Source organism: Pseudoprimorskyibacter insulae (genome assembly GCF_900302505.1).
Lineage (GTDB): Bacteria > Pseudomonadota > Alphaproteobacteria > Rhodobacterales > Rhodobacteraceae > Pseudoprimorskyibacter > Pseudoprimorskyibacter insulae.
This window is the reverse complement of sequence record NZ_OMOJ01000014.1, coordinates 1-9,644: the sequence shown is the minus strand read 5'-3', so window position 1 is coordinate 9,644 and position 9,644 is coordinate 1. Positions and strand designations below refer to the sequence as shown.

The 9,644-nt window shown below is 60.5% G+C and carries 7 protein-coding genes and 2 pseudogenes; 1 reads left to right on the top strand and 8 read right to left on the bottom strand.

The genetic code is table 11. The annotated features are described in order from the left end of the window. Positions 1 to 9 precede the first annotated feature (9 nt). The 7 genes and pseudogenes from PRI8871_RS17890 to PRI8871_RS17860 all read right to left on the bottom strand — a co-directional run. Positions 10 to 549, bottom strand: a complete 540-nt coding sequence (locus PRI8871_RS17890; protein WP_181389518.1) for an NUDIX hydrolase — start codon at positions 547 to 549, stop codon at positions 10 to 12. Between the two features lie 35 nt (positions 550 to 584). Continuing rightward, on the bottom strand, positions 585 to 1,559 hold the full coding sequence (locus PRI8871_RS17885; protein ID WP_181389517.1) for a glycosyltransferase family 10 domain-containing protein: 975 nt from the start codon (positions 1,557 to 1,559) through the stop codon (positions 585 to 587). Positions 1,560 to 1,608: 49 nt separating this feature from the next. After that, positions 1,609 to 2,784, bottom strand: a complete 1,176-nt coding sequence (locus PRI8871_RS17880) for a nucleotide sugar dehydrogenase (protein ID WP_108887566.1) — start codon at positions 2,782 to 2,784, stop codon at positions 1,609 to 1,611. Positions 2,785 to 2,835: 51 nt separating this feature from the next. Next, on the bottom strand, positions 2,836 to 4,269 hold the full coding sequence (locus tag PRI8871_RS17875; RefSeq protein ID WP_108887565.1) for a mannose-1-phosphate guanylyltransferase/mannose-6-phosphate isomerase: 1,434 nt from the start codon (positions 4,267 to 4,269) through the stop codon (positions 2,836 to 2,838). Positions 4,270 to 4,315: 46 nt separating this feature from the next. After that, the gene (locus PRI8871_RS17870) at positions 4,316 to 6,274 is read right to left on the bottom strand and encodes an SGNH/GDSL hydrolase family protein (protein WP_108887564.1); all 1,959 of its coding nucleotides are present in this window, start codon (positions 6,272 to 6,274) and stop codon (positions 4,316 to 4,318) included. Between the two features lie 88 nt (positions 6,275 to 6,362). Beyond that, a complete protein-coding gene (gene fcl / locus PRI8871_RS17865; protein WP_108887563.1) occupies positions 6,363 to 7,328 on the bottom strand; it encodes a GDP-L-fucose synthase in 966 nt (321 codons plus the stop codon). Between the two features lie 195 nt (positions 7,329 to 7,523). Continuing rightward, a pseudogene (locus PRI8871_RS17860) lies at positions 7,524 to 8,033 on the bottom strand (IS3 family transposase); the annotation flags it as partial. Between the two features lie 51 nt (positions 8,034 to 8,084). Here PRI8871_RS17860 and PRI8871_RS17855 point away from each other — a divergent pair. Beyond that, positions 8,085 to 9,225, top strand: a protein-coding gene (locus PRI8871_RS17855; protein WP_370742174.1) for an IS3 family transposase whose coding sequence is annotated in 2 segments (ribosomal slippage) — positions 8,085 to 8,342 and positions 8,344 to 9,225 — 1,140 coding nt in all. Because the reading frame shifts where the segments join, the coding sequence is not laid out codon by codon here. 35 nt (positions 9,226 to 9,260) lie between these two features. On the opposite strand, the pseudogene PRI8871_RS17850 reads toward PRI8871_RS17855, so the two are convergent. Further along, positions 9,261 to 9,515: pseudogene (locus PRI8871_RS17850) on the bottom strand (IS3-like element IS1133 family transposase); the annotation flags it as partial. Between the last annotated feature and the right edge of the window lie 129 nt (positions 9,516 to 9,644).

Sequence of the window (9,644 nt, the reverse complement as noted above, 5' to 3'; positions counted from 1 at the left end):
GGGGCGGGCCTAGCGCTGGCCCAGCATCGTCCAAAGCCCCCAGGCCGCCGCGTGGTGAATGACGGCGAACTGCCCCGCGCGGATCGCTTGGGTGATCTCATCTGGGGTCAGTTCGAGATAAGCAAAATCCTCAAGGTCGCCGGGGTCAGGCCGGGCCACCCGGCGGCACCCGGTGGCATAGAAGTAATGCCCGCCGCCGCAGCCCTGATTGCCATCGTTGATGAAATGCCCCAGCCCTTGCAGGCTGGGCGCCTCCAGCCCGGTTTCCTCAAGCAATTCGCGGCGGGCGGCGATGTCGGGCGCTTCGCCCGGATCCAGAAGCCCGGCCGGAAAGCCATAGATTTCCTTGCGCGGCCCGTGCTTGTACTGGCGGATCACCAGCACCTTGCCGTTTTCCAGAAACGGGATAACCATGGCGAATTCCACCAGATCCACCTGATAGAAATCGTCGATCACCTGACCGGGGCGCACCTCGACCTGTTCCTGACGCACCCGCAGATAGGGCGGGCGGTCTAGGATGATCTGATGGTTGATGACTTTCCAGGCCATAGAGCCTCCTTGGAAGACGGACATAGTGTGTTGGGTTATCCCGCCAAAAGCTGGGAAAACTCGTGAACCAGTGCTTGGCCCAAGCGCTCCAATTCGGCTCGCCATGTCTCGGATGTGCCAACAAGACGGGCGATGATTTTCTGTTGAGCGGTGTACGCTTCCAGAAACTCGGGGGTTTGAACATGGGCTGCAAGGTGTGCCGGCACGTCTTCGGGCTGGATGTCCATCAGATTTAGCCAAGTGCCCGGCAGAGCCAACTGATGCACCCGATGCTTTGGTCCTGCCATATACAGCGGGACAGCACCGACGGCCCAAGCATCAAAGATCTTCTCGGTTATGTACTGGTGCTGATGTGTATTCTCTATGGCGCTGACAAAGTGAAAGCGGTTCTTCAACCTGAGATACTTGTCCAAGTGCCAGTCGGTAATGGTTTGGCGTGGTGGGCCATCCTGCCAACGCTGACCAAGATACATCACATCGTTGCCACGACAGGCCTCCGCCACAGCAGTTCGCTGATTGCATAGCGACTGCACCTCAGTGCCTGCAAAGGCCACGTCATAACGGGGGGACTGGCGATGGGCCATCACAAAGGCGGTCCGACCATTCACCGCTTTGAAATGCTCTGCCCAATCGGCAGGGCGGTAGTGCGCCATTTCCGAGAACCACACACCATAGCGTGTCGTATAATGCGTATCTGTCAGCAGGAAGTAGGGGATTTGCCTGAACTGGAAAATAGCGCTTGTTTGGTGGTTCAGTTGCGCAACCCGAAGGGTGCCGTGCTTGGTTGGGTGTTGCAAATCACGCGCCAGAGGGCCGTACCCCCAAACCGTATCCCAAAAGGGTTCCTCGGATAGCAAGGCAAGGCGCTGAGATGGGGACAGCCGCGCCAGCTGTGTGGCGTGGCTGTCTAGATCCTTGCTATGGGCGACGACCACCAGATCGGCACTCTCTGGGCGTTCGACCAGTTGAATGCGACGACAGACTTCCGCCCGGATCTGGGGGTAGGCCAATGGCTGTCTATGGGCATAGGTGCCAATAGCACAGACGCGGATCACCTGATTAATCCGACCCAAACAGATCGCGGGTGAAGACCTTTTCGGCGACATCGGCCAAATCGTCTGTCCGGCGGTTGGCGATGATCACGTCGCAGTCCTGTTTGAAGGCCTTAAGATCATGGGCGACGATCGATCCGAAAAAGCTGTCTTCTTCCAGCGCCGGTTCATAAACCATGACTTCGATGCCCTTGGCCTTGATCCGCTTCATGATCCCTTGGATCGAGCTTTGGCGGAAATTGTCGGACCCGGCCTTCATCACCAGCCGGTAGATCCCCACGCGGGCCGGTTTGCGGGCAATGATCTGATCGGCGATGAAATCCTTACGGGTGCGGTTGGCATCGACAATCGCCGCCATCAGGTTCTGCGGCACGTTGGAATAATTGGCCAGCAGCTGCTTGGTGTCCTTGGGCAGGCAATAGCCGCCATAGCCGAACGAGGGGTTGTTGTAATGGCTGCCAATGCGGGGATCGAGGCCGACGCCATCAATGATTTGACGAGCGTCCATGCCATGGCTCATGGCATAGCTGTCGAGTTCGTTGAAATAGGCAACCCGCATCGCAAGATAGGTGTTCGAGAACAGCTTGATCGCTTCGGCTTCGGAGGAATCCGTAAAGAGTACGGGCACATCCTTGGTGATCGCCCCCTCAAGCAGCAGATCCGCAAAGACACGGGCGCGGTCAGATTGCTCGCCTACAATGATCCGGCTGGGGTGCAGGTTGTCATATAGCGCCCTGCCCTCACGCAGGAATTCGGGGCTGAAGATCACCTGATCGGTGCCAAGCTTTTCCTTAAGGCTTCGGGTGTAGCCCACCGGGATGGTCGACTTGACCACGATCGTCGCGTCCTTGTTCACCGCAATGACCTTTTCAATCACCGCCTCCACGCTGGATGTGTCGAAGTAATTGGTCTCAGGGTCATAGTTCGTGGGCGTTGCCACGATGACGAAATGCGCATCCTTGAAAGCCGCCTCAGCATCGGTGGTGGCCGTCAGGTTTAGCGGCTTCTCCGCAAGATAGGCTTCCAACTCAGCGTCAATGATCGGGCTCTTGCGAGCGTTGAGCAGATTGACGCGCTCTTCACTGATATCAAGCGCGCAGACGTCGTTGTTTTGGGCCAGCAAAACCGCGTTCGAAAGTCCTACATAGCCGATCCCGGCAACAGCAATCTTGGTTTGGAGCATTCTTAAACTTCTTTTGTAAAAGGGCCGGCCACAGGGACCGGCCGTTGATTTTTAGTTTCGGGCGTAGATGTCTTCGTAGCGGACGATGTCATCTTCCCCAAGGTAGGACCCGGTCTGAACCTCGATCAGGACCATGGGCACCTTGCCGGGGTTTTCCATCCGGTGGACAGCGCCCAGCGGGATGTAGACCGACTGGTTTTCGGTCACCAGCTTGACGGTTTCATCCACGGTGACCTTGGCAGTGCCTTCAACGACGATCCAATGTTCGGACCGGTGGTGATGCGACTGCAGCGACAGCGATGCGCCGGGGGTCACAACGATGCGCTTCACCTGGAAGCGGCCGCCGATGACCAGGCTTTCGTACCAGCCCCAGGGGCGATAATCGCGCGGAAGTTGCACCGCTTGGCTGGCGCCTTTGGCCTTCAGGGCCGACACTGCCTCTTTGACGCGCTGCGCCTCGGCCTTGGGGGCGACAAGAACCGCGTCGGACATGGCCACGACCATCATATCCTCAAGCCCGATGCCCACGACCTGCTGGCCATCGGTTTCAGAGCGCAGCAGCGTGCCTTGGCAGTCGATCGCGGTGGCCTGCGCCGAACAGGCGTTGCCAGCCTCGTCTTTGGCGCTTTCCATCCAGACCGCATCCCAGCCGCCCAGATCCGACCAACCGGCCGCATAGGGCATGACGGCCAGATTGTCGGCCTTTTCCATGATCGCATAGTCGATCGAGATATCCTTGGCACCTGCCCAGGCTTCAGGGGCCAGACGGGTGAAGCCCAGATCGGTGCCCGCCCCCTCGACCGCGGCGCTGACGGCCTCAACCAGATCGGCGGCATGGGCGCGATAGGCGGCCAGAATGGTGCCGGCGGTGAACAGGAAGATGCCCGCGTTCCACAGGAAATTACCCGCGGCCAGCATTTCGGCGGCGCGCTCGGCATCGGGCTTTTCGACGAACCGGGCCAGGCTTTGCGGCTCGGCGGCGGTGGCATCGGCGCCGGCGGCCAGTTCCAGATAGCCATAGCCGGTCTCGGGGCGGTCCGGGGTGATGCCAAAGGTCACCAGATCACCGGCCTTGGCGCGCGGCGCGGCGGCGGCCACCGTGGCGCGGAAGGCCTCGGCATCGGGGATCACGTGATCGGAAGGGGCCACCAGCATCAGCGCATCGTCGCCCTTTTGCGCGGCCAGCCAAAGCGCAGCGGCCAGGATCGCAGGCGCGGTGTTGCGGCCTTCGGGTTCTATCAGAATGCCCGAGGGGCCCATTTCGATCTGCGCCAGCTGTTCGGTCACGATAAAGCGGAACGGATCGCCCGTCAGCACCACCGGCGCGGCGAACCCTTCGCCCGACAGACGGCGGGCCGAGGCCTGAAACAGGCTTTCATCGCCCATCAGCTTGGCAAATTGCTTGGGATAAGATTTGCGCGACAGGGGCCAAAGGCGTGTGCCGGAACCGCCGCAAAGAAGGATAGGATGGATTTGCGCGGACATGAGAATCACTTTCTGAAATGGGGGAACGGTGGAAATGGGCGGGCGCTCAATCGCTTACCCGCTCAAAGAGTACATGGGTGATGCCGCCGGAGCGCGGCCCGAGATCTTTTTCCCCCTTGAGCAGATCATCGGGCGGCAGATCCGGGGTCTGCATCACCGCGATACGGCTGGCCAGGCGCGGGGTCAGCGGCTTGCCGCCCACCCGCTCGTAATAGCAATGCCGGTCGTAACAGTACATCTTGTCGACCTTGTCCCCGACCATCAGCCGTAAGGTGCCGCTTTTGGGGCCCATGAGCATAATCAGTCCCGTCACCGTTACCAGCTCGGGCAGGTTGATGCCGATGGGGCGGCCTTCGGGGAGCTCGAGCATCGGCGTGACGAAACCGGCGCGGGAGAACTGCCGGAAGGTGCCGTTGGGGATGTCCAGCGTCTGAACCGGATAGGCCCCGAAGCTGCGTTCAGCCGTCATCGCGGCGAAATCAGGCCGGGTGCGCACGACCTTTTCGACCAGCTCGAACAGCACCCGGGCGTAATGGTCCTTGCCCTCTTCGTTGGGGTGCACGTTGTCACGTAGCAGCGCATTGTTCAGCGGCTCGCGGTGGAAGGGCACGTTGTAGCGCTTTGAGAAGCCGGCGTCGGTTTCCGCCATCCAGTCGTCGTCGTCGCAGATCCCGTCCAGCGGCAGGTCGAGAATACCGCAATGCATGCCCCGCTCCCTGCACAACGCGAACACCGCCTCCATACCTGCGGTGTGATCCGCGATCTGCGCACTCGAGCGCGGGCGCAGCCGGTATACCGCGGTTGCGACCTCCATGATGATGGCATCGGGGGCGTGGGTGGCGACCACGTCTTCGAGTAGGTGGCGGGCATGGTCGGGCTGAAGCCCGCCGATGGCGACTTTCACCACTTCGACTCCGGGCAGTTCGGTTTCGCAAATCGTGGCGCAGCGTTCGACATAGCCGCCGGTCTCGGCGGTGACGCTGAAGCCGAAGACAAGCACTTTCATTGGGGTGTTCCTCCTGCCCGGCCGGGCGCAGCGCGGGGCATCGGTTTCAATGAAGAGATGGCCCAGCCCTCCGAGGCGCGGGCCGGTGTCGGCTTCGCCCTTGCGCAAGGCCACGTCGGGCAGGTCCGGCAGCTGGGTGATGCGCAGCGTCTCGCAGACCTTGGCCGCGCTGGCGTTCTGCCCGCCGAACAGCGCGGCGCCGACGCGGTTGTAGTAGCAGAACTGGTCATAGCTGGCCTGGCGCAGGGTGCTGCCGCCCATCCGCAATTCCAGCGTGCCGGTGCGCGGCCCCATGCGCGATGTCAGCCCGCAGACCTTGACCGGCTCGCCTAGGTCGATCTCGACGGTCTGGCCGGCGGCCAGCTCGACCAACTCGACCGCAAGGTCGCCCCGGTCGATATGCTCGCGCGGCAGCTCGGGCGGGGCGATGTCGTCGACCGCGACGGCATCGAACCAAGGCAGGTTCTCGATCATCTCCGGCGGCAGCTCCGGGACCAACGCCGCTTGCCCCATCAGATCCAGCAGAACATCGGCATAGATCGCCTGGCCTTCGGAGGTGGGGTGCACCTCGTCACGCAACAGTCCGTCGGTCAGCGGCACGATGTGGTGCGGGAGGCCCAGCCTAGCGCAGACTTTTGCGTTGTAGCGCGTCACCCAGTCATCCGCGTAATCCACATCGTTGCGAGGCAAGTCGAGCAGCGCCAGCCGGATACCCTGGTCACGACATGTCCGTAGCACCGAATGCAGCGAAGCCTTGTAGGGGGCCTGCGAAGTCGAGAAGTTACGGAAGGCCGGCGTAGCGATGTCCAGCACAATGGCATCTGGCTGGTGCCGCTCGATGATGGACGGGAATAGGTAGCGCCCGTGGTAGGGCTGCATCCCGCCCATGCCTGTCTTGACCAGCACCGGCGCGTCCGGCCCAGATAGGCGCGCGCGCGCCTGCTCGACGAAGCCGTTGTTTTCGACGGTGACGCTAAAGCCCAGAACCAAAATTTTCATGTGATCGTCCTATGTCGTTTCTGTGGCTAAACCATAGCAGCACGGGCAAGGCTGCGACGGACAGCCCACATCGAGGCTCCTTCCGGTTTCAAAGCCGCAGCCCTTCTGCAAGCTTAAACCAATCGTAGGTCTCGGCCACGCCCTGTTCGAGCGGCACCCGCGCCTTCCAGCCCATATCGGCCAGGCGGCTGACATCCATCAGCTTGCGCATGGTGCCATCGGGTTTGGTCGGGTCTTGGGTGATCTTGCCCTTGAAGCCTGTCACCTCGGCGACCATCTCGGCCAGCTGGCGGATGGTGACATCGGTGCCGGTGCCGACGTTGATATGGCTCAGCATCGGTTCGGTATTGGCCTCATAGGTCGCTTTATCCAGCTCCAGCACATAGAGGCTGGCCTCGGCCATATCGTCGACATGCAGGAATTCGCGCATCGGCTTGCCCGAGCCCCAGATCACCACCTCATCGACGCCATCGCGCACGGCCTCATGGAAGCGGCGGATCATGGCGGGCAGCACATGGCTGTTTTCCGGGTGGAAGTTGTCGCCCGGCCCGTAGAGGTTGGTCGGCATGACCGAACGGTAATCCACGCCGTACTGACGGTTGTAGCTTTCACACAGCTTGATCCCGGCGATCTTGGCCACGGCATAGGGCTCGTTCGTGGGTTCCAGCGTGCCGGTCAGCAGCGCGTCTTCCTTCATCGGCTGTGGCACCGCCTTGGGATAGATGCACGAGCTGCCAAGCTGCAGCAGCGTTTTGACCCCCGCCGCATAGGCCTGATGGATGACGTTGCATTCGATCATCAGGTTTTCATAGATGAACTGCGCCGGATAGGTGTTGTTGGCGTGAATGCCGCCCACCTTGGCCGCCGCCAGGATCACCACATCGGGCTTTTCGGTCTGGAAGAAATCGCGCACCGCCACCTGGTCGGTCAGGTTCAATTCAGACGAGGTGCGGGTGACCAGCTCAATTGCTTCGCCCGCATCCTTACGAGCCTGAAGGTTGCGAAGGATCGCCCCGCCGACCATGCCACGGTGGCCTGCTACGTAGTATTTCATAGAGTGTCGTGCCTCGAAATATAATGCCCAAAAAAACAGCAGAACGGGCTGCTTATCCTGTCGGTATAAACCGAGGCTCCCTTCGCCGCAAACGCGAAACGCCAATTTGGCAAGCATCTGGTTGCTTTGCAGGCGGGGATGATCAAAAAGAAAACACTGGACGTGTAACGGCTGCGTTCCGGTGTGTTGCTCATTTTAGGCGGCGATCTTTTCGAATGCCACGGGTGATTTCCCATCCAGTGCTGAATGGCGCCTGCGCGGGTTGTAGAAGCCGTTGATGTATTCGAACACAGCGACCTCGGCGTCCCGGCGCGTTTGCCAAGCCTTTCGCCAGATCAACTCGGCCTTGAGGGATTTGAAGAAGCTCTCAACAGCCGAGTTATCAAAGCAATTTCCCTTGCCGCTCATTGAAGGTCGCCGTTTGTGACGGCGAAGGCGTTTCTGGTACTCGTGAGCACAGTATTGTGCTCCGCGATCGGGGTGGTGAATACAGCCAGGTGGTGGGCGGCGCAGGGCGGTGGCCGTGTCCAAAGCACGTAGGGCCAGGTCCTGCTTCATGCAATTACTGCTCGCCCAACCGATCACGCGACGCGAATATAGATCAATGATGACAGATAGACAGGACCACCCTTCACGCGTCCAGATGTAGGTGATGTCCCCGGCCCACTTCTGATTTGGCACCGTTGCCGTGAAATCCTGGTTTGGACTTGCCCTGAAAAAGTGGAGAGCACCAACTGAGGAACCAGGAGGTGTTCTATGGGAAACGGAAACAGACCGACGCCGGAGTTTCGGCGAGAAGCGGTCAGGCTGGCACTGACCAGTGGCCGGACGCGGCGAGAAATCACGGAAGATTTGGGGATCGGGCTTTCGACGTTGACACGCTGGCTCAGTCGAGAGCGGGATGCCAGTGAGCCGGTCGATACCTCGGTTGACCTGCACGCAGAACTGAAGCGGTTGCGGCGCGAGAATGCGGTTCTGAAGCAGGAGCGCGATATCCTAAAAAAGCCGCAGCCTTCTTCGCGAAAGACGCAAGTCGATGAGCTTCGACTTTATTGAAGCGGAGAAGGCCAGCTTCCCAATCAGTCGCCTGTGCCAGGTGCTGGACGTCAGCCAGAGTGGCTACTTCGCCTGGCGTGATCGTCCGGCATGCCAGCGCCAGAAGCAGGACATGGTCCACCTCGCCCACATACGCACAGTGTTCGCCTTGTCAAACGGCACCTATGGCAGTCCCCGGATGTATCGCGACCTGATCGACGAAGGCCATCAGATCGGGCGGCATCGCACGGCGCGGCTGATGCGACAGAACGGCCTTGTGGCAAGGCAGAAACGGCGGTTCAAGCGGACCACAGACAGCGAGCATGCTTGGCCAATTGCGCCAAACCTGATCGCGCAGGACTTCCGGGCCGAACAGCCCGACCGGAAATGGGGAGCGGACATCTCCTACATCTGGACCGCACAGGGATGGCTCTACCTTGCGGTCGTGCTCGATCTCCACTCGCGGCGCGTCGTCGGTTGGGCAACAAGTGACCGCCTGAAGCGAGGCCTCGCCGTCGAAGCTCTGCGCCGAGCCATCGCGAACCGCAATCCTGCGCCCGGGCTGGTTCATCACAGCGATCGCGGCAGCCAGTATTGCTCTGTCGACTACCAGGCCGAACTCAGAAAGCGCGGCATCCAGATATCCATGAGCGGCAGGGGCAACTGTTACGACAATTCCATGGTCGAGACATTCTTCAAGACCATCAAGTCGGAGTTGATCTGGCCAGTCGCATGGCAAACCCGCCCGCAGGCCGAAAATGCCATCGCCAGATACATCGACGGATTCTATAACCCTGTCAGACGGCATTCATCGCTCGGCTACCAAAGCCCCATCGCCTTCGAGCGAAAGGCCGGAAAGTGAGCTAAACGCTCTCCACCAAATCCGGACAAGTCCACCTTCAATTCCAGGGCCATGCGTGGACGACCGTAGCTGCCCAAGCTGAGCCGATGTTGTTCGCGGATATGGGCCAGAAGGATCATGTCGCGCCGCTGACGATTTGATGGCGGCCTGCGACGCCAAGCACGCAGACCGCGGTCCGAAACCTGCATAGGGCGACACAGATGCGCGCGCGAGAGATCTCCGCGATACTCCGCAATGAATTGAAATCTCATTGCTTTTGGCTCGCGAAGAAGATCGCGGCCTTTTTTAACACTGACCTGCCACGGGATTTTTCCTCCACCGTTGATTAGAGTCCGATCCAACTTGAGGACGGACAATGAAGCGAACGAGATTCACGGACGAACAGATCATCGGCATCCTGACCGAGCACGAAGCAGGCG

Coding starts and splice junctions, on each gene's coding strand:
- fcl (WP_108887563.1), bottom strand. CDS start 7,328: ATGAAATACTACGTAGCAGGCCACCGTGGCATGGTCGGCGGGGCGATC.
- PRI8871_RS17875 (WP_108887565.1), bottom strand. CDS start 4,269: ATGTCCGCGCAAATCCATCCTATCCTTCTTTGCGGCGGTTCCGGCACA.
- PRI8871_RS17870 (WP_108887564.1), bottom strand. CDS start 6,274: ATGAAAATTTTGGTTCTGGGCTTTAGCGTCACCGTCGAAAACAACGGC.
- PRI8871_RS17880 (WP_108887566.1), bottom strand. CDS start 2,784: ATGCTCCAAACCAAGATTGCTGTTGCCGGGATCGGCTATGTAGGACTT.
- PRI8871_RS17890 (WP_181389518.1), bottom strand. CDS start 549: ATGGCCTGGAAAGTCATCAACCATCAGATCATCCTAGACCGCCCGCCC.